General features: G+C 37.8%; 20 protein-coding genes and 1 tRNA gene. 6 read left to right on the forward strand and 15 right to left on the reverse strand.

Translation table 11 applies throughout. The annotated features are described in order from the left end of the window. Window positions 1-59 precede the first annotated feature (59 nt). The 3 genes from J3U91_RS08345 to J3U91_RS08355 are packed head-to-tail and all read left to right on the forward strand — an operon-like array spanning window position 60 to window position 3,741. Window positions 60-1,643, forward strand: coding sequence for an ABC transporter ATP-binding protein (locus tag J3U91_RS08345; protein WP_002819428.1), 1,584 nt, complete (start codon window positions 60-62; stop codon window positions 1,641-1,643). Then, complete coding sequence (locus J3U91_RS08350) at window positions 1,643-2,788, forward strand: ABC transporter permease (protein ID WP_002819429.1); 1,146 nt, start codon at window positions 1,643-1,645, stop codon at window positions 2,786-2,788. The genes J3U91_RS08345 and J3U91_RS08350 overlap by 1 nt, the downstream gene beginning before the upstream one ends. Then, the gene (locus J3U91_RS08355) at window positions 2,785-3,741 is read left to right on the forward strand and encodes an ABC transporter permease (protein ID WP_002819430.1); all 957 of its coding nucleotides are present in this window, start codon (window positions 2,785-2,787) and stop codon (window positions 3,739-3,741) included. Before J3U91_RS08350 ends, J3U91_RS08355 begins: the two co-directional genes overlap by 4 nt. A gap of 35 nt (window positions 3,742-3,776) precedes the next feature. Here J3U91_RS08355 and J3U91_RS08360 read toward each other — a convergent pair whose 3' ends face one another. Then, window positions 3,777-5,378 (reverse strand): peptide ABC transporter substrate-binding protein, encoded by a 1,602-nt coding sequence (locus tag J3U91_RS08360; protein ID WP_002820887.1) that lies wholly within the window; start codon window positions 5,376-5,378, stop codon window positions 3,777-3,779. Between the two features lie 179 nt (window positions 5,379-5,557). Next, window positions 5,558-6,256 carry a ribose-5-phosphate isomerase RpiA gene (gene rpiA / locus J3U91_RS08365; protein WP_002816560.1) on the reverse strand — a complete coding sequence of 233 codons (699 nt, stop codon included), beginning with the start codon at window positions 6,254-6,256 and terminating at the stop codon, window positions 5,558-5,560. A gap of 200 nt (window positions 6,257-6,456) precedes the next feature. On the opposite strand from rpiA, the gene rbsK reads away from it, so the two are divergent. The 3 genes from rbsK to fucP are packed head-to-tail and all read left to right on the forward strand — an operon-like array spanning window position 6,457 to window position 9,225. Continuing rightward, window positions 6,457-7,392, forward strand: coding sequence for a ribokinase (gene rbsK, locus J3U91_RS08370; RefSeq protein WP_002820888.1), 936 nt, complete (start codon window positions 6,457-6,459; stop codon window positions 7,390-7,392). Window positions 7,393-7,449: 57 nt separating this feature from the next. Continuing rightward, the gene (gene rbsD, locus J3U91_RS08375) at window positions 7,450-7,845 is read left to right on the forward strand and encodes a D-ribose pyranase (protein ID WP_002819433.1); all 396 of its coding nucleotides are present in this window, start codon (window positions 7,450-7,452) and stop codon (window positions 7,843-7,845) included. Window positions 7,846-7,878: 33 nt separating this feature from the next. Beyond that, complete coding sequence (fucP, locus tag J3U91_RS08380) at window positions 7,879-9,225, forward strand: L-fucose:H+ symporter permease (protein ID WP_002819434.1); 1,347 nt, start codon at window positions 7,879-7,881, stop codon at window positions 9,223-9,225. Window positions 9,226-9,407: 182 nt separating this feature from the next. Here fucP and J3U91_RS08385 read toward each other — a convergent pair whose 3' ends face one another. The 13 genes from J3U91_RS08385 to ppk1 form a co-directional block, all read right to left on the reverse strand. Further along, window positions 9,408-11,198, reverse strand: coding sequence for an oligopeptide ABC transporter substrate-binding protein (locus tag J3U91_RS08385; RefSeq protein WP_002819435.1), 1,791 nt, complete (start codon window positions 11,196-11,198; stop codon window positions 9,408-9,410). Window positions 11,199-11,315: 117 nt separating this feature from the next. After that, on the reverse strand, window positions 11,316-12,263 hold the full coding sequence (locus J3U91_RS08390) for an ABC transporter permease (protein WP_002819436.1): 948 nt from the start codon (window positions 12,261-12,263) through the stop codon (window positions 11,316-11,318). Window positions 12,264-12,276: 13 nt separating this feature from the next. Then, entirely contained in the window at window positions 12,277-13,236 is a 960-nt protein-coding gene (locus J3U91_RS08395; RefSeq protein WP_002816400.1) for an ABC transporter permease, read from the reverse strand. Then, window positions 13,236-14,204 carry an ABC transporter ATP-binding protein gene (locus J3U91_RS08400; protein ID WP_002819438.1) on the reverse strand — a complete coding sequence of 323 codons (969 nt, stop codon included), beginning with the start codon at window positions 14,202-14,204 and terminating at the stop codon, window positions 13,236-13,238. The genes J3U91_RS08395 and J3U91_RS08400 overlap by 1 nt, the downstream gene beginning before the upstream one ends. Continuing rightward, window positions 14,191-15,213 (reverse strand): ABC transporter ATP-binding protein, encoded by a 1,023-nt coding sequence (locus J3U91_RS08405; protein ID WP_002816398.1) that lies wholly within the window; start codon window positions 15,211-15,213, stop codon window positions 14,191-14,193. Before J3U91_RS08405 ends, J3U91_RS08400 begins: the two co-directional genes overlap by 14 nt. A 367-nt stretch (window positions 15,214-15,580) precedes the next feature. Beyond that, window positions 15,581-16,846, reverse strand: coding sequence for a membrane protein (locus J3U91_RS08410; protein ID WP_002819439.1), 1,266 nt, complete (start codon window positions 16,844-16,846; stop codon window positions 15,581-15,583). A 20-nt stretch (window positions 16,847-16,866) separates the two neighbouring features. Continuing rightward, complete coding sequence (locus tag J3U91_RS08415; RefSeq protein WP_002819440.1) at window positions 16,867-18,486, reverse strand: hypothetical protein; 1,620 nt, start codon at window positions 18,484-18,486, stop codon at window positions 16,867-16,869. Window positions 18,487-19,002: 516 nt separating this feature from the next. Further along, window positions 19,003-19,075 (reverse strand) — tRNA-Gln (locus J3U91_RS08420). A 39-nt stretch (window positions 19,076-19,114) separates the two neighbouring features. Continuing rightward, complete coding sequence (locus tag J3U91_RS08425) at window positions 19,115-20,563, reverse strand: APC family permease (RefSeq protein ID WP_002819442.1); 1,449 nt, start codon at window positions 20,561-20,563, stop codon at window positions 19,115-19,117. A gap of 179 nt (window positions 20,564-20,742) precedes the next feature. Then, window positions 20,743-21,075, reverse strand: coding sequence for a thioredoxin family protein (locus J3U91_RS08430; RefSeq protein ID WP_002819445.1), 333 nt, complete (start codon window positions 21,073-21,075; stop codon window positions 20,743-20,745). A gap of 48 nt (window positions 21,076-21,123) precedes the next feature. After that, complete coding sequence (locus J3U91_RS08435; protein WP_002819447.1) at window positions 21,124-21,438, reverse strand: hypothetical protein; 315 nt, start codon at window positions 21,436-21,438, stop codon at window positions 21,124-21,126. Between the two features lie 116 nt (window positions 21,439-21,554). After that, on the reverse strand, window positions 21,555-22,691 hold the full coding sequence (locus J3U91_RS08440) for a serine hydrolase domain-containing protein (protein WP_002819448.1): 1,137 nt from the start codon (window positions 22,689-22,691) through the stop codon (window positions 21,555-21,557). A 9-nt stretch (window positions 22,692-22,700) separates the two neighbouring features. Next, window positions 22,701-25,799: a polyphosphate kinase 1 gene (ppk1, locus tag J3U91_RS08445; protein WP_002819449.1), complete on the reverse strand. Its 3,099-nt coding sequence runs from the start codon at window positions 25,797-25,799 to the stop codon at window positions 22,701-22,703. Window positions 25,800-25,831 lie beyond the last annotated feature (32 nt).

The raw sequence follows: 25,831 nt of genomic DNA on the forward strand, positions 1-25,831 counted from the left end.
CTGCTCACCTGCCTAATGGCGGCGAGCCTACATAGTATGGAGAGACTTGAGGAAAAATGATGGAGCAAATAAAAGAAAAAATTCCGGCAATTAAAATGGAACATATAGTCAAAAAATTTGGCAATTTTGCTGCCAATGATGATATTAATCTCGAGGTAAAAGCCGGTGAGATTCATGCATTGCTTGGTGAGAACGGCGCCGGAAAATCAACTTTAATGAATATCTTGTCGGGCTTGTTGCAACCAACATCCGGCGAGATATTTTTGCGAGGAAAAAAAGTCAAGATCAAAAATCCGGCGGCAGCTTCCAAGCTTGGAATTGGAATGGTCCATCAACATTTTATGCTGATAGATGCCTTTACAGTGACGGAAAATATTATGCTTGGTGCCGAAAAAACCAAGGGGGCATCGTTGGATATCGAGACTGCAAAAAAGGAAATCCAAGCCCTTGTCGATAAATATAAATTAAAAGTTAATCCAGATGCTTTGATAACCGATATTTCAGTCGGTCAACAACAACGTGTTGAAATTTTAAAAACTCTCTATCGAAAAGCCGATATTTTAATTTTCGACGAACCGACAGCTGTTTTAACTACCCAAGAAATTCAAGAATTGATCGCGACAATGAAGAATTTGGCCGCCGAAGGAAAAGCGATCATTTTAATAACTCATAAACTCGAAGAAATTCGTCAGGCAGCAGATCGAGTTACCGTTATCCGATCAGGAAAATCGCTTGAAACTTTTAATGCAAAGAATGTTTCTGCAATAACTTTGGCAGAAAAAATGGTTGGCAGAAAAGTTTCTTTTACAACTGAGAAAAAAGCAGCCAAAACAGGCAAAGATATTTTAAAAATCAACGATCTTGTCGTTAAAGACGCAGAAAATGTTACTAAAGTCGATCACCTCTCTCTCGATATTCGTGCTGGCGAGATTATCGGTATCGCCGGAATCGACGGCAATGGTCAGACAGAATTGGTTCAAACAGTTACCGGCTTAACACACTCACAATCCGGAGAAATTATTTTAGACGGCAAGAATATTACCAATAAGACACCAAGAAAAATAATCAAAGCCGGTACTTCCCATATTCCAGAAGACCGCCTGCGTCATGGGTTAGAAATCAATATGCCGCTTGCTGACAATATGGTGATTGAAAATTTCTACGAAAAACCATATGCCAGAATGGGAATTCTTCAGGGAAAAGCAATTGCCGATCATGCCAAAAAATTAATTAAACAATTCGATGTCAAAATGACTTCGATCGATGAACCAGCTGGATCCTTGTCAGGCGGTAATCAACAAAAAGCCGTCGTCGCAAGAGAACTTTCGCGTGATTCCAAACTGATTGTTGCTGCTCAACCGACGCGTGGTCTTGACGTCGGAGCCATCGAATACATTCACAAACAATTAATTAAACAGAGAGATCTTGGAAAAGCAGTTATGCTCATAAGCTTCGAGCTTGATGAAATTCTGGATCTGGCTGATAGAATTGCGGTTATATCGTCCGGAAAAATTATCGGCGTTGTCAACACCAAAGACACAACCAAAGAAGAACTTGGTTTGATGATGACCGGGGTCGGCTTGAAGAGTGCTAGAAAAGAACTGGAAGCAAGCAAAAACAAAAATAAGGCAGGAGTTAAATAATGCAATCAAGAAACAACAAAACGATCATTGCCATCTGCTCTGTTGTCTTCGGCCTGATCGCCGGAGCAATCATTATGCTCTTTTTCGGATATAATCCTTTTTCCGGCTATGGTTCTTTAATCAGCACCGCTTTTGGGACGCCACAAAACATTGGTGAAATTTTCTCGCAAATGACTCCTTTGATTTTGACCGGATTATCTTTTTTGATTGCTCAACAAGCAGGGTTTTTCAATATTGGAATGTCTGGTCAACTTTTCGGAGCTTGGGTCGGTAGTGTCTGGTTCGCACTGACTTTCCCCCATTTACCTGATTTTTTGATAATCATTGGCGCAACAACTTTCGGAGTTGTGATCGGCGCAATTTCCGGTTTCATTCCCGGTTATTTAAGGGCCAGGTTCGGAGCTTCAGAAGTTATTATCACAATAATGATGAATTATGTAATCTTATACCTTGGTAATGATGCCATTACAGCTGTCTTTCCTAACTCGATCAAACAAACGGTTGATTCCAGCAATCAAGTCGGAAATCATGGTGGAATCGGTTTGAAATGGTTATCGGATCTAACCAACCAATCATCGATTTCGGCCGGAATTTTTATCGCTCTGATTACAACTCTTTTAATCTGGTTTGTGATGAAGAAAACGACTTTAGGCTTTTCGATTGATGCTGTTGGAAAAAATGCCGATGCAGCCAAATATGCCGGTATTAATGAAAAAGCCACGCAAATTTGGGCGATGACTTTATCCGGAGCCTTGTCGGGCCTTGGCGGTGTCACAGAAGGATTAGGACATTATGGGAATGTTTTTGTCCAGAATTCAACCCCCGAGACAGGCTTCAATGGTATGGCGGTTGCCTTATTAGGATCGGGATCCTTTATTGGAGTCATTTTAGCCGCCGCTCTCTTCTCTGCTTTAACCGTTGGAGGAGCGGGAATGCCAAATATATCAGGCGTTCCTACCGAACTCGTCGCGATCGTAATTGCGTTGATTATTTTCTTTGTTGGAACCGGATATCTAATCGATTTAATGATCGAAAAAATAAAATCAGCCGATCAAGCGTCTTCGAATAAAGGAAAAGGCCCCGGCGCTGGAAAGCAGCAACAAAAAAAGATTAGCAAAAAAGAACAAAAGGAGTTGGAAGCATGAGTTTTCTATCAATTCTCGCACTATTAATCAGCACTACGATTATTTATTCCGCTCCACTTGCTTTTACAGCTGTCGGCGGTGCTTTCTCGGAACATGGTGGTGTTGTCAACGTTGGTCTGGAAGGAATTATGACCATGGGTGCTTTCAGCTCAATCGTTTTTAATCTAACCTTTGCCGATCAGTTTGGAAGTTTAACGCCATGGATTGGCCTATTGGTCGGAGCGCTGATCGGGCTGGCAATTGCCTGGGTTCACGCTTTAGCTACTGTTACCCTGCGAGCAGACCACATCGTTTCTGGTACGGTTATCAACTTGATCGCCCCAGCTCTTGGTGTTTTTTTAATCAAAGTAATCTACGGAAAAGGTCAGACTAATCAAATTAATGAGAGCTTTGGTTATTCCGATATTCCTCTGTTGGATAAAATTCCAATTCTGGGAAAACTCTTCTTTCAAAATACAAGCTATCCAGCGCTGCTGTCAATCGTGGTATCGATTCTCGCTTCATATGTGATTTATAAAACTCGTTTCGGTTTACGTCTTCGTTCGGTAGGCGAAAACCCACAAGCTGCCGATACATTAGGTTTGAATGTTGCTCGTTTGCGTTATCAAGGCGTATTGATTTCAGGTTTCCTTGGAGGAATCGGTGGCGCGCTTTACGCCGAATCGATTGCTTTGAACTTCGCCAATTCAACAATTGCCGGCCAAGGTTTTATTGCAATGGCAGCAATGATTTATGGCCGTTGGAACCCAATTGGAGCCATGTTGGCTTCGATGTTTTTCGGCCTTTCGCAATCATTATCGGTAATCGGGACTCAAATTCCAGTTATTAAAAATATTCCTGCCGTCTGGTTGCAAATTTTCCCTTACGTTCTAACAATCATTGTTTTGACCCTCTTCTTTGGAAAAACAAAAGCTCCTAAAGAAGACGGAATTAATTACATTAAATCGGAATAAAAAAACGAGCTTCAATTTAGAAGCTCGTTTTTTATTTACTTAAGATAATCATATTTATAATAGAATGAATCACCAGAATTAAAATTTTGTAATCCTTTTAACTTCGGATTAACCAAACTTGGATAAGCATTCCAGTAAACCGGTGATGCTCCAGCATTTTTAGCAAGAGCAACTTCGGCACTGATTTCATCTTTCGTCCGAGCTTTGGTATTCAAAGCATCTTGGTCCATTGCTCGATTAAAAGCATTCGTATAAGCTTTTGAAATCCATTTGCCATCATTATTGGTTCCGTTATTAGTAAATAAAGTCAGAAAACCAGTCGGTTCGGCAAAATCAGAGGACCAACCAGCAACCATTACATCGAAATTTTGGTTCTGTTGATCCTGTAGCCTTTGCTTGAATGGAACGAATTTTTCCGTAACTTTTATATTACCGAGTTTCTGCCAAGTTTGTTGAAGATAATCAACTTCAGGCTTCGACACAGGACTTTCAGCGGTTGCTTCAACCGAAATCTTCAAACTTTTCAAACCAGCCTCTTTCAAACCGGTCTTGAAAAGTTTTTTGGCTTTTTTCATATTGTATTTATAATATTTCCCAGTATATTTTTTGGCCGCTTTTGCAAAATCCTCACCAGTTGAAGTCTTGCCACCGGCACCTTCCGGAACGAGACTCGTGGCCGCTGTATACATACCACCGGATATCTCGTTAGCAACGGCCTTCCGGTCAATTGCATAACTTAAGGCGAGCCTGATATTTTTGTTGGCAAGTCCCTTATTTTTGCCTGTTTGATTATATTCGAGATAATAAACCGCATCCCCAGAATACTTTTTAAAATCAGACCGTTTTTTATTAGCTGTAACCGATTGTTGAGAACTCAATGGAGCTAGATCCAATTTTCCCCTTTTGTACAAACCAATTGCAGCCGTTGGTTCTTTGACGACCGTTTCAACGACTTTATCAGTTTTAACATGTTTTTTGTCCCAATAGTTTTCGTTCTTGACCAAGGTAAACTTTCCGTTAGTACCATTCCAACCGGTTAACTTATAAGGGCCATCGTAAACCTGCTTATTAGAGGCCGTTCCAAGCTGTTTACCATACTTTTTAGCGACCTTTGGGTCTTGAGCAAAGAATGATTGAGAGGCCATCTCCAATTCAAATTGCGGCATTGGATGATCCAGCGTTACCACTAAAGTTCGATCATTTTTTGCCACGACTCCAAGTGAACTGACCTTCGCTTTCCCGGCCTGAATCTCGTCGGCATTTTTAATTCCAGAATATTTGTAAGCCGCCTGACTGGAAGTTTTCGGATTAACGACTCTTTGCCAAGCATAAACAAAATCCGAAGCAGTCAGTTTGTCACCATTTGACCATTTAAGACCTTTTCTCAGAGTAAAAGTCCAAGTTTTTCCGTCAGAACTATGTTTCCATTTTTCAGCCAATCCAGCCTTGACTTGGCCTTTGGCATTTCGACTGAGTAAGCCTTCCTGAACATTAATCGCAATCTGGTCGGCATAAGCATCGGTCATTAAAGCCATATCCATCGTTGTCAAATCAGTCGGCATCGAGAAATACAGTGTCGGATTTGTTTTGGCACTGGCCACAGTCGGTATAAATAGACCATTTCCGATACTAGCCAAAAGCAAGCTTCCCAATAGCAATACGTTTGTCCGTTTTTTAAAATTAATCAATCCCAGTGTTTTTTAATCTCCTTCCTTCTCATTTCATAAAATGAAAATTAAATTGCATAATTATACACACAAAAGAAGACGAAGATTAAACAAAAAACAAAAAAATATATAAATACTTTTGGCTTTGATTATTTATCGGGATTTTCCAGAATGAGGGGTTGGCCTTTTTTGCCAACAACAACCTTATCGACTACATTTAAGAATAATCCATGCTCAACCACGCCAACTGTATTAATCAATTGATTGGAAAGCTTGGCCGGATCAATAATCTGATTTAAATGCAAATCGATAATATAATTTTGGGAATCAGTCATGACTTTCTTTCCATTTTCCGTCAATCTCAAAACCGGATTGAGATTGAGCTCTTCGAATTTATTTAAGACATGTAAAGCACCAAAGGGAATAACTTCAACCGGAAGCGGAAAGCTTCCAATTCTGTCGACCAGCTTGGATTGGTCGACAATCCAGATATTTTTTTTAGAATTTGTGGCAACGATTTTTTCCCACAGCAAAGCGGCTCCCCCACCCTTGATCCCATTGAAATTATTATCAACCTGATCGGCTCCATCGATCGTCAGATCAATCCGTGGAATTGAATCAAGACTGACAATCTTAATTCCCAAAGACTCCGCTTGAGAAGCAGTTCTCTTAGAAGTAGTCACTCCGGTAAAGGATAAATTTTCTTCTCTAACCTTCCGTCCCAACTCATCAACCAAAAACTTGACTGTTGATCCAGTACCTAGGCCAACAACAGTATCGTTTTCAACAAATTCAGCTGCCCGAATGGCGGCTTCTTTTTTAAGTTCGTTCTGTAAATTTTTCTCCATACAAATATATATACACCTAAATTTTTAAAAAAATCAGAGACTCAAATAATCCAATCAATAAATTGATTTATATTTTACCGAATTAAAAAAATTATTGAAAACACTTTCAAACAATGCTAGACTATTTAATTGATAAAGTTAGTAAAGCGTTTTACTTAATTTTTACGAATTTCATCTTGGATAAGAAAGAGGTTGATCTTGTGAATAAGGTAATAGTTTTAGGCAGTTTAAATGTTGATACTATTCTAAAAATAAAGCGTTTCCCAAATCCTGGAGAAACACTAGAAACTTTAGATAAAAGCTCTGCTGCCGGCGGAAAAGGAGCAAATCAAGCCGTAGCCGCCGTCCGTTCAGGTGCTCAAACAACAATGATTGGGCAAATCGGTCATGATGATTTAGGAAAATTCATGATTGACTCGCTTCAAAATGATCACATCAATGTTTCGCCGATTACGGTCAATGACACAGTAGGAACTGGCACAGCAACTGTTTTATTAGACGAGAATGGTCAAAATTGCATTTTAGTATATGGAGGCGCAAATCAAAAAATAAGTCCAGAAGATATTAAAAAAATAAGCGACAACATCAAAAATTCGGATTTTTTAATATCTCAATTCGAGACCCCGCAAAATGCTACTAAAGCAGCTTTCGAAATAGCAAAAGAAAATAGTCTTACAACTATTTTGAATCCTGCGCCGGCGTCCAAAATCGATTCTAGTTTATTAACTTTAACCGACTTAATCGTGCCAAATGAAACAGAAAGTACAGTTTTAACCGGCATAAAAATTACCGATGAAAAGTCGATGATTGAAACCGCAAAAGCATTTTCAAAAATGGGTATCGATAATTTAATTATCACAATCGGCGATAGAGGGGTCTTTTATTCTACAAAAGAAAAAAGTGAATTAGTATCCGCATATCATGTCAAAGCAGTTGATACAACAGCCGCCGGAGACACCTTCATCGGCGCACTAAGTTCGCAGCTGAAAAAAGATTTGTCAAACATTAAATCCGCTATATCATTTGCTCAATGCGCCAGTTCAATAACAGTTCAGCGACTGGGAGCCCAACCTTCTATTCCAACTCTAAACGAAATTAGAATTGCAGAGAAGAACTATGAAAGTGTTAAAAACTGATTTAAATTTATTCGGTCATTCTTTAAAAAATAATTAAAAAGGAAATTGAAATTCAATATGAAAAAAACAACAGTTATTAATTCAGAGATATCAAGTGTAATTGCCGGAATGGGACACATGGATTGGCTGGGAATCGGCGATGCCGGAATGCCGGTTCCGCTTGGAACAAAAAAAATCGATTTGGCTCTGACGAAAAATTTACCAAGTTTTATCGATGTTTTAAAGAACGTGTTAACAGAATTAGAAGTCCAAAAAATCTATCTAGCAGATGAAATAAAAACAAAAAATCCGGAACAATTGCAGGCAATCAAACAACTGATGCCAAATGTCGAAATAGAATTTGTTCCTCATTCCGAATTAAAAAAAGATCTTGCCAAAACGCATGCCTTTATCAGAACGGGAGAGATGACAGCATTTTCAAATATTATTTTGGAATCCGGCGTAGTCTTTTAATTCAACTTAAAAAAATCATGGAGGTTTAAAATTATGGAATCAACAGCAGTCGAAAAAAAACATGGATGGATTCAGTTATCCGATGGATATTTGGATAAAACACCCATTTTCCAATTCGTAATCGTTTCTCTTATATTTCCGCTTTGGGGAGCGGCAGCATCTTTAAATGATATTTTAATTACCCAGTTCAAAACTGTTTTCCAACTGAACGATGCTTCGACAGCTTTTGTACAAAGTGCTTTCTATGGAGCCTACTTCTTAATTGCAATACCAGCTTCACTAATCATCAAAAAAAATAGTTATAAATTTGCGATCATGACCGGTTTGGTATTTTACATTGTCGGCTGTGGATTATTTTTCCCAGCATCGAACATGGCAACATACAGCATGTTTCTCGTTGCTATTTTCGCGATCGCAATCGGTCTAAGTTTCTTGGAAACATCCTGTGATACTTACAGTTCGATGCTTGGACCTAAAAAACAAGCAAATATCCGGCTGAATATTTCTCAAACCCTGGTTCCACTGGGCGATATGATGGGAATTATTTTGGGAAAATATTTGATCTTCGGTTCCGTCGGAAACTTGTCAGAGACAATGAAAAATATGCATGGTGCTCAAAGACTGGCTTATGGCGAAAAGATGCTTCAGCTAACGCTGGAACCCTATAAATACATCCTGCTTGCTTTGGTTCTGATGCTCGCTATTTTGGCTTTCACACCAATGCCGAAATCAAAAGCAATCAGTACAAGTAAAGATAAGAAAAGCAGCCCGAGTCTAAAAGAAACGCTAGTATATCTGGCAAAGAATTCTCGCTTTAAAAAAGGTGTCATGGCACAATTCTTTTATGTCGGCATGCAAACGACAGTTTGGTCATTTACAATTCGTTTGGCACTTGATCTGAATCATTCGATAAGCGATAGCGATGCCAGTACCTTTATGATTTACAGTTACGCCGTTTGGTTCTTCGGAAAAATCGTTGCCAACCTACTAATGAACCGCTTTTCCGTAACAAAAGTTTTGACTGTTTTTTCCGCTCTCGGTACTATCGCTTTGCTGATAACAACTACGGTTACAAACATGACTGCTGTCTATGCGGCAATTGCAACAAGTTTCTTTTTCGGACCAGAATGGCCAACAATCTATGCCCACACTTTGGATACAGTCGAGGACAAGAGATTTACAGAAACAGCTGGCGCCTTTATAGTAATGGCAATCGTTGGTGGAGCCGTTATCCCGGCAATTCAGGGGCTGGTTTCCGATATCAGTGGTTCGATGCAATTATCATTTATCGTTCCAACAATTTGTTATGTAATAGTTACTACTTATTTTTATTTCGAACACCGCTTGGATATTTCCAAACAAAAATTAGCAATAAAATAAATATTCAATCATTTGAATCTTTACTTAAAAACTCCCGATTAATTAATCGGGAGTTTTTAGGCTAACTTATAAATATAAAAAAATTCAGATAAAAAGACGAGAACTACGTTCTCGTCTTGCATCTAAACTTATATCTTTTACTTTATCAATAATTGTAAACTATCGAATTAATGCTCGGCAGCTTACTTAATCTTAGACGAAGTAAGTGACAAATTACTCCAGAATTCGTTGTTAGAAGGACTGACATTGTATCCTTTAACACGATGGTTAACAGGAGCCCATGTATAACTAAAGCTGCCTGGAGCATAAGCGGCTTCTTTGTTCATATATGCCTGCCACTTTTTGAAGACTTTAACTCGATAACTTTCAGTCCAAGCCTTGCTTCCATTCATTTCATTCATTAACTTGGTATTTTCCTTTGAAACAAAATGACCCATGTTATAAGGTGCATCCTCACCGTAAATTTGTGTTGGTGTCGGTTCGGAAGATAGGCTCCAAGCTGCGGCATAAACATCGATTTTACTTTGTTTTGGTTTTTCCAAAGTATCATAGAAACTATTCATTTCCATTTCTTTGCCTGTAGCCAATTTGACATTCAGACCAATTTTATGCCATTGCTGCAAGTAATCTTGATATTCGGCTTGTTGAGCGGAAGTTCCCTGCATTGCACCAAAGTAAATTGTTAATGGTTTTCCGTTAGGGCGTACTCTCCACTTGCCCTTTTTCTTATAACCAGCCTTATCAAGCAATTCATTGGCTTTTTTAATGTTCAATGGATAACCTTTAGCTGATTTATTATAGTATTTGCTAAAGACTGGTGGAAGGAGTGTATTGGCACGCCAACTAACACCATAACCAAACTTCTTTTCAACCGCATCCAAATTCAAAGCATACATCATTGCCTGTCTGAGACTGCGATTTGCCATTTTACTGTTTTTATCCATGACATTCTTTTGTGTCTTAGTATCGTAATGGCCGACATTAAAACCAAAGTAATCGTAACCCAATTCCGGCAGACCGATGACTGAATAATCTTTAAGATTTTTCAGTTCTTTATAATCGGTTCCGTGCATAACGCCATTAGGTGAAGTGAAATCATATTTCTTTGACTGGATAGCCTTGTCAACGTTGCTAGAAGAAACGACACTAATTACAATATGCTTGATTTTTGCCTTTTTGCCAAAATAGTACTTGTTAGGAGACCAAGTTGTCGATTCTCCTTCAACTACTTTGTCGAGCTTGTAGGCACCAGTAAAAATAGGGTTCTTACGTACTTGACTTGACGAAGCCAGTTTTGCAATTGAAACATTTTTGATGTATTCATATGGTTCAACAGAATCCCAAATGAAAGAATTACCGGCATATTTCATGCTTGGGGACATCTTGGTAAAGTGAATTACAACTTGTTTACCATTCTGTCCATCCGGATAAGTGAATCCGGAGATCGTTTTAGCTTTGCCGGCGTGGTAAGCAGTCATACCTTCGATGGTCGCAAAATCAGAAGAATATTGTTGTGAAGTAGTATTCGGATTGGCGATTACTTCGTATGCATATTCAACATCTTTCGCTGTCACGGCCATTCCATTTGACCATTTAGCATTTTTGCGGATCGTAATTGTTGCCGTCTTGGCCTTTCGGTCTAATTTTAAGTTGGCAAGTCCGCCATTAACTATTTTATAGTTCTTATCGTTAAAAAATAACGTATCCAATCCACCAGGTGCAAACACATCGGCATCTTCTGCATTTGATGCTAATACCGGATCAGAAATTCCCTCAAAAGGCGAATCGTTAGGTTCTGCAACCTTTAAGGTACTTTTATTATTGGCACTTTTACTGGCAGCACTGGTGTTCTTATATGCTGACGGAAAACTGACTGTTCCAGAAGTGCTCTTAGCGCTGACCGGATGAGCGGCTAACGCAACAGCCGATAAAACTGCCATTGCCGAAAGGGTAATTTTTTTAGATTTACTCACTATTACCTCCCACAAATATTTTTTTATAAGTAAACTAACTCTTCAAAATTATGTTGTAAATTGACTCATTTTTAAAAAACTTTTCAGCTGGCATCATCTCCTTAAATGACAGATTTTTCATTTGTTGCTTTTGCGTTGCGAAGAATCAGCAGCACGTCTGGCAACTTGGCCAATATAGCTAATTGCCAAACACAAGATAATGATCTCTAAAGCTGCAGGAAACCAAGTCCACCAATATTCGGTAATATTGTTCGGATCATTGGCATTCGCAATCAAAGTTCCCAAGGAGGGTGTTTGAGCCGGTAACCCAAATCCCAAATACGAAAGACCAGTTTCAACCCCAATGTTTTCGGCGAAAGATAAAGTCGTATCGACAATAATCAAAGAGGAAATATTCGGCATCACTTCTCGAAAAATAATTTTCCAAGGATTCGTACCAGAAGTAATCGAAGCAGCAACATAGTCTTTTTTAGATTCTGCAAGTGTTCGCGAGCGAATCAGTCTGGAAGTCCCCAACCAATAAAAGCAGGAAAAAATCAATGTCAAAGTTACTGCATTGTAGTTATTGATTATTGTCACAATGACAATAATCATCATCGTCATTGGCAGCATCATCATAAAATCATAGACACGCTGCATGCCCCAATCGACAAAACCGCCAAAATATCCGGAAATAAGCCCCCAAGCAATTCCGAAAGTCGAGGAAATCACAGTCAACCCCAAAGCGATTCCGATTGAATTTCTCGAACCGACAATCAATTGTTGGGCAATCGAACGACCACCGGCATCAGCTCCTAAAAGAAAACCATCTTTAAAAGGAGCATCGAAATAATCCAAAATATTGGTTTCCATCATTTTTGATGTATTGATAAATAAAGATGCAATTACAACAAAGAGAATAAAGGCCACAACGATTACCAAGGCAATCAAAGCCGGACGGTCGGCTTTGAATTCATTCCAAATTATTCGTCCAGCCGATGGCGCTGCCTCTTTTTCAGCTTGTTTTGATAAGCGTTTTAAATCTTCAGTTGAGATTTCTTCATAATTTTCACCAGTTTGTTTCATCTCCTTTACCCCCTTATTCGATCCTGATCCGAGGATCCACTATGCTCAAAATTATGTCTGATAGAAGGGTCCCAAAGATATTAAGAATTCCAAATAGTAATACCAGTGCAGTTATTACCGTGTAATCACGATAAGAAATAGAATTTACAAATAATAATCCCATTCCAGGATAGGAAAAAACACTTTCGGTAAAAATAGCGCCGTTTAACAATCCGGTAATCGAGTAACCAGCAAAAGCTGCAATCGGTAGTAAGGAATTCCTAAAAATATGGTGCCGATATATATCGTTGATCGGAACTCCTTTCGCCCGTGCAGTCCGAACGTAATCGGAGGATTTAGCATCGACAACTTCAGAACGCAAATACTGAACAATGTTGACTGTTCCAAACAAAGCTCCCAGTATGCCAGGCAAAAGCATATGATAGAATCTTGATCCGATCGTTGCAAAAGTGCCATTAGCGGTCGGAGAAACCGATCCAGTTGTTGGGAACCAACCTAAAACATAGCCAAAAATCCAGATCCCCAAAACCAGGATTACGAAAAAAGGAATGCAATAGGTCACATAAGTGTAAAAACGGATAACCGTATCCGGCAATTTTCCTTCATGACGTCCGGCATAAATCCCCATCGGCAAAGCAATTAAGTAAGTCAATACCACCGTGAACAAAGATAGCCATAAAGTATTGACAGCTCTTTGACCGATTATGCGTGTGACAGGTTCGTTATATTGATAACTTTCACCCAGATTTCCATGGAATAAGTGAACGACCCAATTCCAATACTGTTGGTACCAAGGATCGTACAAACCGTTTACTTCCATCAAATGATGAATTTGTGCAACTCCAGCGCGCGGGTTGATTGATCCGGTAAAGGGATCTCCGGGCATTGCTTTAGCAAGCAGGAAAACAATAATACTTAATATGATAATTTCCGGTATCATTATTAAAATCCTGCGTAAAATTGTTTTCCACATTATACTTCCACCTCTTTTTCTGAATATTTCTTGGCTTCCTGAGGTGGCAAAGCAACACTATGCATAGAAGAAACTTTAACTAGTGGATAAGCCAAACCATTTTGATCATAATATTTCGAGGACTGTTCCTGATATATTTTTTCAATCTGAAGCCTTTTTTCACGGTGCTCTTCCCGATGATCAACATCGATTTGGGGAATTGCAGCCAGTAGTCGTTTCGTGTATATGTGTAAAGGATGATTATAAATATCATCACGACTACCGACTTCGACCAGCCTTCCCTTGTTCATGATTGCGATGTTATTGCACATATGGCGAACAACACCCAAATCATGAGAAATGAACAGGTATGTGATTCCGAATTCTCTTTGAATTTTTTTCATAAAATTTAAAACTTGGGCCTGAACAGAAAGATCCAAGGCAGAGACTGGTTCGTCAGCAACGATCAATTTTGGATTTGTAGCTACGGCTCTGGCAATACCGATTCTTTGTCTTTGTCCACCGGAAAACTGGTGAGGATATTGATACAAGGCGTCTACACTCAAACCAACGATGTCGAGTAAACGAAGGACACGCATTTTTTCTTCATTCTTGCTCAAATGCTCAAAATTTCTTAATGGTTCGGCAATAATGTCCTCAATTCGTTTTCTTGGATTCAAACTTGAAAGAGAATCCTGAAAAATCATTTGTACATCGCGGTTATAATTCAATTTTTTTCGGTTTTTTTCACTGGTAATATCGACGCCGTTGTAGAGAATCGAACCGCTAGTAACTTTCTCAAGACCGACAACTGATTTCCCGGTTGTCGATTTTCCCGATCCTGATTCGCCGACTAGACCATATGTTTGCCCTTTTTCGATATTGAAACTAATTCCATCAACTGCTTTGACCGAGTCGGTAACACGATTGAAAAAACCTGAACGAATCGGATAATGAACTTTTAAATTATTAATCTCAATTAAGCTCATTTGCGACCTTCTTTTTCTTTTGATCAGGAAAATAAAAACTCTTATAACAGGTACAACGAACCAAATGACCACTGCTTACCTCGTGCATCTGCGGATTCTTTTCATGATCGGAAGCTGGAATCCATGGAATTCTGGAAGCAAAACGGTCTCCGCTCGCGGGCATTTTTTGCAGCGAAGGAACATTACCGGAAATTACATATAAATCATCGCTCTCGCCGCCCAACTGTGGTATCGAACGTAATAAAGACCGCGTATAAGGATGCTTTGGTGTTTTAAAAATTTGTTTTGTCGAACCATATTCAACAATTTGTCCGGCATACATAACAGCGACTTTATCAGCTGTTTGAGCAACAACACCTAAATCATGGGTAATCAAAACAATTCCGGCATGATTTTCTTTTTGAATATTTAACAAAACATCCAGAATCTGAGCCTGAATCGTAACATCCAAAGCAGTTGTCGGCTCATCAGCGATTAAAAGATCCGGTTTGCAGGCGATTGCAATTGCGATGACCACTCTTTGCCGCATTCCACCGGAAAGTTCATGCGGAAACTGATGAGCGGTCCGTTCAGGATTAACAATTCCCATTTGACTAAGCAGCTCAATTACTCGAGCATGCTTCTTTTCGGAAGACAGATCAGTATGATAGTCCATCACTTCTTTTATTTGATCTTCAACTCTTTTTAACGGGTTTAATGATGACAAAGGATCCTGAAAGATCATGCCGATTTTGGCTCCTCTAATCTTGTTGTATTTGTCTTCAGGCAATCCAACCAAATTGGTTCCTTCAAAGTCTATTTCACCGGAAATTTTCGTTTCTGCCGGATCATGCAGACCCATAATCGTTGTAGCCAGAGTACTTTTTCCACAACCGGATTCACCCACAATTGCAAGAATCTCGTCTTTTTTTATTTGTAAATTTACGTGAGTGACGGCATCATAAAAATGGCCATCGATTTTGAAGGCCGTGCTAACATCCCTTACGTCTAAAATTTTTTCAGTTGCCACATTAATTAATTCCTCCCCTTAAATTAAAACTTACAAATTTAAATTATTAGTGTTGTTTTTACCATAAATATCCAACGCTTGTCAAGTTTTACAAAAAACAACAAGATTTAAAAACCCAAGTATAGCAACTATTTAGAAGAAATTATCTTAAAAAATGAGTTGCGATTATCAAAGAATTAAACCCATATTTTTTTAATACCTACTTAAAAAAACATTTGATGTTTGTATTTTTATTGAATGAATTTTGTGCCTAAAAAAACTGTTGTAATCGCAACAGTTTTTTAAATAGCAAATTTATGATCTAAGCGAATCTATTTTTAAGATATTATAAATCTGAAAATATATTGGCCGGAAAAAACTTTATTAATTAATTTGTTTCCAATTTATCTTTGAATACTAAGTAGACAGAAATCGTAATTGTTAAACAGACCGAGATAATTGAAGCAATGAGTACAAAAATACTGCCAAAAGAAATCTCAGCCGCGTGGGACAAATAGACATTCAACTGATTAAAGAAAATTAAAATATTCAAAGCGCCAAAAATCAGTAGATAAGCTAAATTGCTTTGACGATCCTTTTTTAAAATAAGGATCAGGAAAATAAATGCAAGACTTGGGATTTCATATCTCTCATGTTGTTGCATTGTAAAAGTAAAAATCCATAACGAATACATTAATAAAGCTTCATTCAAATCGAAATGAAAACGCAAAATCATTAAGAAAATTATCGCAAGAATGATCAACAAGATCAGAAAATTCAAATTCTTAAAAGTAAGACCGAAAGCAAAAACGTCGTTAACTTTTGGCAGCAATTTAACCGAATAAGGATAAAAAACCGACCAAAAATTAAAAGTATGATCGTTAATAGCTAAATAACGGCCGCTTCCATTTAAATATAATTTAATCGGTAAGAAAAAGTCATGATTAATAATCATTAAAGGAAACCAAGGAACAAGAAAAGTCAGACTGCCGGTAATAAAAGATTTCAAATAATCAAGAAGTTTATAGTGAATGATTAGGAATAAAACAAAGATTGGGAAAAAATAGACTGCCTGAAGTTTCGATAATAATGAGACCGCCATCCAAAAAGATGCAAGTTCAACATGTTTATTCTCCAAGTAATAAAAAGACAAAATCAGCGTAATCACGCTGATTACATCAAATTGCCCCCAAACAGTGGTATTGAGAAACAAAGCCGGTGAACAAAGAAACAGTAAGACCAAAGGCCAATTATTTCCGTTGAATGAAGACCGTTCTTTTTTAAGCCAAGTAATAAAGGCAAAAGTGCCAATCAAGGAAGGTAGCTTTACCAAACCGTTACATAAAAAATAAAAAGGTAATCCTCTCAGACCCAGCGAGATATGAACGAAGTTCAAGAAGGAACCAATTACACCTAATATCAAAGGGATTAAAGGTGGGTAGTTAACTAACGGGTGAATTTTACTGCTGTAAATGTTGAAATAATTTTTTGGAATCTCTAAAGCCCAGGGAATATTAAAACGTCGAACATCCATAACGCTGCTGATAAAAAAGACGGCCAACAAATACATGACTAAAAAAGAAAAGACAATTATTCTTTTTTCAAATTCCGACTCGCGTTGAAGTTCTTTTTCTTTAATATTTTTTATAGCCATATTATTTTCAACCAACTTTTTTAGTAGTAAACACGATATTGCCCGAAATCTTTCTTGTGTCTATTTCTCAGCCTGAAGTGAAGTTTTTGACCCTTTTTAACAATCAGGACAGAATTATTGCTCATCTTTTTTGGTTGCTTAAAATACCACTTGCCATAAGATTTATAATTCGATTCAGTTTTAAAAGTAACATTGGGTTTTTCTTTATTAAAAGCAACCGGACTAATTGGACAATAAAAGCGTGGAATCACATATCCACCCTTCGGCAGACAAGTGATATAAATTTTTTTCGCTTTGCTTTTATTGGCAAATCGAATCGCTTTGCCCAAAATCGAGGGTGTTAAGGTCCTTCCCTGTGTTAGCAAAGTTTGATCGGCATGAAAATAAAAGAAAGAAAAAGTAACAAAATAAAGAGAAAAAACTATTGTGAATGCCATCTTAAGGATCGGCCCTTTTAGCGAATAATAAAGACCGAGCGCCTCAAAATATAAAATCGGCAACATTAACGCATTCAAGTGATTTGCATTGATTTTAATAATCATGACAATTGGGAAACAGGATAATAAAGAAATTAACATAAAGTTATCCCAATCGTTGCGTTTTTTAAAAGCAATTACAATACCGACAATACAGAATATAAACATAAAAGGATATAAAATACCGATTTGAGGTAAAGAATTCCAGATAAGATGATCATTCCCAGTCACCATTAGCTTAATAAACTTGAAAATATTATTCGAAATCGAATAAAAAATATTTCCATGACCAATAATTAATTCCGAATTGCTACGACTGCTTGAAAGTTTTGGGATCGTCAAAGATAATATTTTGAATGTTTTCCCCGAAAAATAATTAATTTTGGCAAATAATAAAAGTGGCCAAATGATCAACAAGATCAAAAAAGCAGGTGCCGACAGGCTTTTAAGAGACGCTTTTTTCTTTAGATATAAATATCCAAAAATCCCGCAAACGAAAAACGGCAGCATAAACCAATTATTCGAATAAGCATAAGCGCTAAGAGCAATTAAAAAAGCAAAGATATAGAGATACATTTTTGCTTGTTTCGGATGATTTGCCTGTTTACTTAAAAAAAGCAAAAAGGCCGAAGCAGCAAAAGTGAAAATAATTGGGAAAAGATTGCTCTCCAAGCCCCAACGATTAGCCATAATTGACCAAGGGCTAAGAAAAACGGTTGCCAAACTCAGCAAAATCAATCTGTTCGGTAATTTATACATCAGCATTCCAACCACAAGAGAAAAAATCGATCCGATGCTGAGAATTACCATCGGTAAACGATAAGCGACCAAACTAAGCCCGATCAATTTTATAAAAGGAACGCTGATCAAGGGATAAAGAAGGTTCATGCCCGTGCCCCAAGCATACAAATAGACAGGGTTACGATTTAAAGCCGAATCAACACCGTAGTGGGCCAAGCTCCAGGAATTATAGCCACCCATTGCTTCGTCCAAATTAAGTCCCATTATCGAACTATAGCGAAATATTCTAATAAAAGCCGTCAGGAAAATAATTGACATGGCAGCTATTCGAAAATATTGTGAACGATTTTTAAATAAGCTGGAACGATTTAAGAAGAATATTCCAATAATTGTTAAAAAGATAATAAATAATTGAATAAACATATTGATTAACAGATTAGACCTTAAAGCACACCCAATAATTACCGATATAAAAATAAAAAACTTTGTTAACGGGAGCTTTTATTGTCAAAAAAGCAACATATAACAATCTGTCTCGAATAAAAAATAATGAAATCTTGATTCTCCAAGATCCACTGAATATTAAAAAGCTAATTCCTTTTATTTAAAAATAACTCTTATCCCTTTCTCATTATACATTTTGAAAATCGGACGATCTTGTTTGTCTAAAATAACGTTATCTCCCATTTTCAGTTGTGAAATTGATCAACGGTGTCTTTAATTTAAATAAAGATAAAGATCAGCAATCGACGGGGCGCAAAACCATAACAATTAAACAGCATATTTTTTATTTTTGAACTTTATATACAACCTTGTATCAGGAGTTTGTCAAGATCCAAATTATTAAGCAAAAATTGCTAACACACGTTGCACTTTATTTATTTTGTGTATTAAAAAACTAGCATGTCTTTACTTAAACATGCCAGCTTTAATTAACTATTGCCCTTGCTGGACTCGAACCAGCGCATGATGGCACCAGAAGCCATTGCCTTACCAACTTGGCCAAAGGGCACTAACAAAATATCATTTTAACATGATATCTAATGAAAATTCAAGCATTATTTTCTTTAATTATTGACTGGTCAAATTTGCTTTCTTTAACCATTGAATGACGAACTCCATAGGTGAAATAGATCAATAAACCAACCAATGTCCAGACGCCAAACATTACCAAGGTTTTTGTCTCTAACTGAGTTATAAAAAAGAAACTTGTTAAACCACCAATAATTGGAATGATTGGATAACCAGGTACCCGAAAACCGTTTTCATTTGGTAAATCTGTCCGATGGCGGAGCGGTATGATACCAAAATTAACAAATGTGAAAGCCGCCAAGGTACCTGCATTGATTAGAGAAGCAAGATAGGACAAAGGCACAAAGCCGGCCAAAATAATTTCAACCACACCAGCAATCAGAAGCGCATTAAAGGGCACATGTTGGCTACCGGAAATTTTCCCAATAAAATTTGGTAACAAACCATCGCGACCAAAAGAATAAATTAAACGAGAAGAAGCAAACACCAAGGCTAAAACACCCGTAAACATGCCAATCATCGAACCGATTCCAATCACCGAAGCCAACCCTTTTTGACCGACGAAAGTAAAGGCAAACGAAGCCGGATCGCTGACATTTAATTTCGTATAATTAACCATTCCAGTCAAAACAATTGCAAACAAGGTATAAAGTACCGCCGCTACGATGACCGTATAAATGATTCTGCGAGCCACCTGTTTTTTTGGATTTTTAACCTCCGCAGTATGAGCAGCGAGAGTATCAAAACCAATAAAAGCAAAGAAAATCCCCGAGGTAGCCATCCAAATTCCCGATAATCCAAAGGCACCGGTCTGAAATTCTTTTGGATAAAAAGGAACATGATTATTTGATTTAATAAAAAATAAACCAACGATAATAAAAATTGCCAAAATAGCCAGTTTAATCGCAACAAAAACATTTTCGACCCAGCGAGTCGTTGATAAACCGATTATTTGAATACCAAGAATCACCAATAACAAAACTACAGCCGGCAAATTAATAATTCCGCCTTCCATCGGACCAGCCAAAATGGAATTAAAGCCACTAATATGATCCGTTTGAAGCAAACCTGCGAGATAAGATGAAAAACCGACAGAAACGGCCGAAGTCGCCAAGAAATATTCAAGTATCAAAGACCAGCCAAGAAACCAGTCGACGACGACCTGCCCAAAAATAACCGAGCCATAGGAATAAGCCGATCCGGCAACTGGCAGAGCACTGGCAAATTCTGAATAAGCCATCCCCGATATACCGGAAATAATAGCAGCCAGCAAAAAAGAAATTGCCACCGCAGGGCCGGCATGAGTGGCCGCTTCGGTTCCCGGCAAAATAAATATTCCTGTTCCAATTACAGTTCCGATACCCAAAGCAACCAAATCCTTCGTATCAAGTACCTTTTTTAAATGGGCATCGGCTTCCGTAAATTGTTTAATCGAACTGCGTCTAAAAGCAAGTTTTAAAAGTCCCAAAAATATCTCCTTTTCCTTTAATGAAGCGAATTGTACAAATTATGCCATGCGACAAACAAAATGTAAACCAAAAATTTAAAAAAAGAATCTTTTTTATCGAATATTTTTTAAAACGCAGGCAGAAAGAAAAGAAAAAAACAAATAAAAAACGCCATCAAAGCGTCCTAAAAATTAAAAATTTATAGAGTTGTTTGATACCAATCCAAAACTTGTTTGGGAGTCAGACGTTCCCCGTCTCCAATGTGAGAAAGTTGTTTGCCATCCTGAAAGAGTACAAAAGATGGGATTCCCCTCAAACCTTGGCTTTTGGCAATTTCCAAATTAGCATCCCGATCTGCATCAAACCAATTGGCAGTCTTTGAAACCTGATCCTTGATATTCTGAACGAATGGTTTGATCGCCTTACAATCTCCGCACCAATCGGCAGATAAAAACATTAAATTGCGACCCTTGGCTTCGATATTCTTTTTAAGCTGATCATCTGTATTTGTTTCCGGTTCATAGAAATTCATACTTACATTTTATCAGTTAATTGAGTTTTTCCAAGCTTTTTAAGAAGATCATTCCGATTGGAAAATCTGACGAATTTGTTTGAAAAATAATTCAACGAAGGCCAATAATTTTTCTCGGGTCAAAACAATTTGATCACCGTTTTTAAAGGATAAAAAACTTTCATAGGGAAAATCACTTGGAAAAACAATCGCCTTACCCGACATAATTGCCTGGTTGATTATACGCAGTTCGACTAAGGAATTGAAGACCCCGGTAATATTTTTTTCCAGCGAGTCAGACCGTCCTTTAAAACGCTCGTCCAAAGAAAGAAGCACAGTCTGAAAAAATATTTGATCATCAGCCTGAACATCATCTAAAAGCAAATGCGTCTGCCCCCCTCGGCTCGGTCGATGTATGTTTTTGTATAAGCAGCTTCAGTCATTTTCCCCTTCTACAAAGATAATTCTAGCAGTCAATAAAAAACTGTGCCAGAAAATAATCAGATGTTGATTTTCTGAAAAATTTTTTCGGCTAATTTTTCCCAAGGGACTTTATTTGAAACATTTGAAAGCATGATAACGGCGTTAGTAGCGTTCTTATTAATAAAGATACTCGGCTCATAACTCAAAATATCTCCGTGAGCTTTATAATATCGGGGATAAGTATAAGCACCGGAAGCATAAGCAAAACCATTGACTTTTGAATACATTTCTTGAACGAGTTTTTTTGGAATTAATTTTCCGTTAAGTAATTGTCGGAAGTACAAATATAAATTTCCTGTCGTTGTAAAAAGATTGCCAGTCGCAACCTCGCGTTGAAGATATGAAGGATCTTTGGAAAAGCTTGCTTCAGTCGTTAAATTATTTTTATAAGAGTACGTATGATTTTTGCTAGCAACAAATTCACCCGGCGATAAGAAATGAAATTTGTTGCCAAACTCAGTTTTTAAATTAGTGGCATAGCTTTTTTTCGTCAATATTTTCAATATACCGGCTAAAATTTTAAAATTAGTCGCATCATAATGCCAACTACCAATTGGATATTTTTGAATGGCATGATCTGTATACCAATCAATATATGCATTTCCATCTTTTAAATTTATCGGATTGCCTTTGGATGAAAGTCCGGAAGTCATTGTTAACAAATTATGAATGGTAATCTTTTTGGCATTTGGAATTTTTGGATAAAAAAGGTCAAGTTTGGTTTGCAAAGTAATTTTACCGGCCTGAATCTGTTTCATAATCAATAAAGCCGTCAATCCTTTTTCAATTGAGGCCATTCCATAAAACGACTTCGGTGTGTTCAGAATCTTTTTATTCTTATCGGCATAACCGTAGGCGGTATTCAAGAGGATCTTATTCTTGTGGATAATTAAAATACTCCCAGAAAAATTACTATCTTTAATTTCTTGTTTAATTGTCCTGGCCAAAGGGCTTTTCCTTTGAAATTTATTTGTATCAAAATTTTCTTTATACTTAACCGAAAATTGATCGATTTTATGGAAATGATAAGGGCGCAGAGGCTGCCCGCTTTTGTGGACTGATTTATTTTGTTCTTTAGATTGAAGAAAACAAAAAAGAAGAACGACAAAAAAGGCCAACAAAAAAAGACTTGTTTTTACAAAAAAGTTTTTCATTCGTTGGAATTAAGTCTCGTCACTTTCTGTATCAACCGATTCATCAACTCTCGGGTCAAGAACTTCATGGCCGGTAACCTTTTGAATTTCTTCAAAGAGAATCCCCTCGCGAAGACCAGATTGTGAAAAAATAACTTGATCGGAATCGATATACTGAAAAAGTTTGATTATCGGCAACATACCACCCACGATAATGTCAGCTCGATTTTTGGCCAAGCCAGGAAGATCGCCCCGTTCTTTCAAATTGCTGCCAAGAACTTGTTCGAATATATGATTAGCTTCATCCGACGGCAAATGATAACCATGAATCGGCAAACCAACAACTTCTCGTTGTCGGCGAGAGATTTTCGCTAAAGTTCGATTGGAACCGCCAATCGCAACAATCGGAAAATTTCGAACCTCCAAAAGCCAGGAAACATCGCGAAAAAGTCGCTGCAAAGCAGTCGAGCTTTTGAAAAAAGAAACTGCCGAGATTTTATCTTTTTCCAGATAGGTTTCTGAAATATTTACCGCTCCCACAGGTAAAGAAATTGCATGAATTTCTTTCCTGTCTCTAACCATGACCATTTCCAAAGATGCTCCACCGGTATCAAGAATCAGTGCATTGTCAATTGGCAAGGTCTCAATGATGCCCATATAATCATAATGAGCTTCTTGAATTCCGGAAATCACTTCCAACGGCTGATCCAAGGCAGACTGAAACCTTTCCAAAAATTCTTCTTGATTCGAGGCCTGGCGAACAGCCGCCGTCGCAACCGCCCTAACGTTGATTTGGTCATATTTTGCGATCTCTTTTTTAAATTCCTTAACAGCTTGAATCGTGCGATCAATTGCATCGGATTGCAGGACGCGTTTCCTGCCCATCCCAGCAGATAAACGAACCATTTCCTGAAAACGACCGAGCACCTCGTATTCGCCATTTTTGCGATATTGGCTGATTGTCATTCGAATCGAGTTTGATCCAAGATCAATAATTGCAAATTTTGTCATAAACTCTCCCACTTTTAGTCTAACATATTCATCGCCAACAAATTTTTCAGCGAACCTGTCTGCAACGAATTCCTGTTCCATAAACAACGCTTGGCTATCAACTCTCCGGCGACGTTTGGAATGCCGAGCATAACTGCCATCTGATTTCATCTTCCACATATTAACTGTATCGGCCCACATCGTTTCAAAGATCTCGGCAAGTTCCGATTCGCATTTCGGATCAACAATCGGCACTAAAAGTTCAACACGACGGTAAAGATTTCTTGGCATTAAATCTGCACTGGAAATATAAGTCAAGGGGTTACCATTATTAGCAAACCTATAAATTCGAGAATGTTCAAGAAAACGTCCAACAATCGAATGAACCTTGATTTTATTCGTAACCGACTTTATTTCCGGTTTGAGTGTTTCGATACCCCTAATCAACAAATGAATCGGAACGCCAGTCTGGCTAGCGTAAATAAGATGTTCAATGATATTGGTGTCATTTAAAGAATTAGCCTTAATCCAAATTCCTGAAATTTGACCCTTTAGTTCCGCCTCACTTTCGGCATCAATCAATTTCTCAAGATGATCAGCGATCCCATTCGGAGATATATGAGCAATTTTCAAATTTTTCGGTGCAAAATAGCCGGTTAAGTAATTAAAAACCTGAGCAAGATCATCAGCCAAAAGATCATTGGATGTAAACAAAGAAATATCTGTATAAAGACGAGCGGTTACTTCATTATAGTTGCCGGTTCCAACATGCATATAGCGCTTGATTCCGGAACTCTCTTTTCTGATTATTAAAGTCATTTTGGCATGAACCTTTAGATTAGGAAGACCATAAATCACGTGAACTCCCTGTTTTTCTAATTCCTCAGCCCAGTGAACATTGTTCTCTTCGTCAAAACGTGCTTTGACTTCCACCAGAGTCGTAACCTGTTTACCTGCTTCAGCGGCTCTTCCTAGCGCAGCTACAATCGGAGAATGATCAGAAACTCGATAAAGAGTCATTTTGATTGCCATCGTTTGGTCATCATCGGCAGCTTGATTTATTAAATTTACAACTGGTCCATAATCATCGTAAGGATGCTGCAAAAGAACATCATGGTCGGCAATCGTTTTAAAAATTCCTTTGCCCATTAACGACAACTCAGTTCTCGGTTGGAAGGGTTGATAAATTAATTCAGGAATTTGAACTTGTTTGATCAAAGTATCAAGAAAAGCCAGATCAACCGGACCAGAAACACGATAAATTCTCCGTTTGTTAAGGGGGAGAGCTTTTTGAAGATGCTTCTCAAGTTTCTTGGACATTTTTTTCTCTGCTACCAAACGGATTACCTGACCACGTTCACGTTTTTTTAATTGGGTCTGGACTTCTTTTAAAAGATTAGGAGAATCTTCTTCGGCAATGCTTAATTCCATATCACGAAGTAAATGAAAAGCAGTTACTTCTTGAATTTTATAGCCTTGAAATAAAAGATTGATATATTCTCGAATTACATCTTCGATCAAAACATAAGTCTGTCCAACTCCGATCGGAAGTTTAATTACCCGCTGCAGATTCTTTGGAACCTGAATAAAAGCATAATTCTCCGTTTTGCTTTTTTTCTTTTTAGTCGGATTGGCAACAATCCGAATGCCAAGATTTAAACTGTCGTTAGACAAAAAAGGAAAAGGGCGTGTACCATCATCAGCCATCGGGGTTAAAATCGGCAAAATCTCCTGCTGAAAATATTTTTCCAGCCAATCATATTGCGATTCTTCAAGTTCGTCGATCCCAAGAATGTTAATGTGCTTTTTGGCCAGCATTGGAACCAGTGATCGTGCATATAGAGAATGTTGTTTTTTCAACTGGGCACCTGCAGCAAGCGAAATTACGTCCAGTTCCTCCGTTGGCGAAAGGCCAGTCGGATCTTTCGACTTTAAACGCAGTTGAACCATCTGATGAATCGAGGCCAGACGAACCATAAACCATTCATCAAGATTTTTTTGGGTAATAGAGAGAAAACGGGCTCGTTCTAATAAGGGATGCCTTTGATCGTTTGCCTGCGCTAAGACTCGATCGTTAAACTTCAACCAGGAAAGCTCACGGTTAACTAGATATTTTGAATTTTTATTTTCTGTCAGCATGTGTTCTTTCAATTAATTATTTAAAAAATTTC

It is taken from the genome of Oenococcus oeni (genome assembly GCF_020510245.1).
Lineage (GTDB): Bacteria > Bacillota > Bacilli > Lactobacillales > Lactobacillaceae > Oenococcus > Oenococcus oeni.

Coding starts and splice junctions, on each gene's coding strand:
- J3U91_RS08345 (WP_002819428.1), top strand. CDS start 60: ATGGAGCAAATAAAAGAAAAAATTCCGGCAATTAAAATGGAACATATA.
- J3U91_RS08350 (WP_002819429.1), top strand. CDS start 1,643: ATGCAATCAAGAAACAACAAAACGATCATTGCCATCTGCTCTGTTGTC.
- J3U91_RS08355 (WP_002819430.1), top strand. CDS start 2,785: ATGAGTTTTCTATCAATTCTCGCACTATTAATCAGCACTACGATTATT.
- rpiA (WP_002816560.1), bottom strand. CDS start 6,256: ATGGAGAAAAATTTACAGAACGAACTTAAAAAAGAAGCCGCCATTCGG.
- rbsD (WP_002819433.1), top strand. CDS start 7,450: ATGAAAAAAACAACAGTTATTAATTCAGAGATATCAAGTGTAATTGCC.
- fucP (WP_002819434.1), top strand. CDS start 7,879: ATGGAATCAACAGCAGTCGAAAAAAAACATGGATGGATTCAGTTATCC.
- J3U91_RS08390 (WP_002819436.1), bottom strand. CDS start 12,263: ATGAAACAAACTGGTGAAAATTATGAAGAAATCTCAACTGAAGATTTA.
- J3U91_RS08395 (WP_002816400.1), bottom strand. CDS start 13,236: ATGTGGAAAACAATTTTACGCAGGATTTTAATAATGATACCGGAAATT.
- J3U91_RS08400 (WP_002819438.1), bottom strand. CDS start 14,204: ATGAGCTTAATTGAGATTAATAATTTAAAAGTTCATTATCCGATTCGT.
- J3U91_RS08410 (WP_002819439.1), bottom strand. CDS start 16,846: ATGGCTATAAAAAATATTAAAGAAAAAGAACTTCAACGCGAGTCGGAA.
- J3U91_RS08415 (WP_002819440.1), bottom strand. CDS start 18,486: ATGTTTATTCAATTATTTATTATCTTTTTAACAATTATTGGAATATTC.
- J3U91_RS08430 (WP_002819445.1), bottom strand. CDS start 21,075: ATGAATTTCTATGAACCGGAAACAAATACAGATGATCAGCTTAAAAAG.
- J3U91_RS08440 (WP_002819448.1), bottom strand. CDS start 22,691: ATGAAAAACTTTTTTGTAAAAACAAGTCTTTTTTTGTTGGCCTTTTTT.
- ppk1 (WP_002819449.1), bottom strand. CDS start 25,799: ATGCTGACAGAAAATAAAAATTCAAAATATCTAGTTAACCGTGAGCTT.